General features: G+C 60.8%; 1 pseudogene. It reads right to left on the bottom strand.

The annotated features are described in order from the left end of the window. Positions 1-27 precede the first annotated feature (27 nt). Positions 28-390, bottom strand: a pseudogene (locus DEQ92_RS22490) (TrmB family transcriptional regulator); the annotation flags it as partial. Positions 391-464 lie beyond the last annotated feature (74 nt).

The following is a 464-nucleotide window of genomic DNA, read 5'->3' as shown; positions in this document are numbered from 1 at the left end:
TTCGACGAGGAGTTCGACGGACTCCTAGGTCCCCACCGCAGCCGTCCAGAACTGGCTTTCGACCGGCTCTGCGGTCTCCAGTTCGTCTGTGAGGTTGTCGACGACGCTCTCGTACTGCTCGGCCTTCTCGCGAAGCTCTCGCCGTTTGTTCTCTAAGAGTCGAACGAGCGCCGTGTCGGGTTCGACGGCGACGTACTTCTTCGGTCGGCTCGCCGCCTGACTCCGAACCAGATTGTGCTGTTCGAGGCTGTTCAGAACGTCGTAGATCCGGCCCATCGGCACGTCGCTCGCTCGCGACAACTCTTTGGCGGTTGTCGCTCCCGTCCGGAGTAACGACCGGTACGCGCGCGCTTCGTATTCGGACAACCCGAGGTCCCTCAGACTCGCCATACCTCACTCTCCAAGCCCACGAATAAAAACGAATCGGAGGTTTACACGCCGCGAGCGTTCTCGGAACTACCCCT

It is taken from the genome of Haloferax sp. Atlit-6N (genome assembly GCF_003383195.1).
In the GTDB taxonomy this organism is placed as follows: Archaea; Halobacteriota; Halobacteria; order Halobacteriales; family Haloferacaceae; genus Haloferax; species Haloferax gibbonsii.
This window is presented reverse-complemented; position numbering and strand designations above follow the sequence as displayed.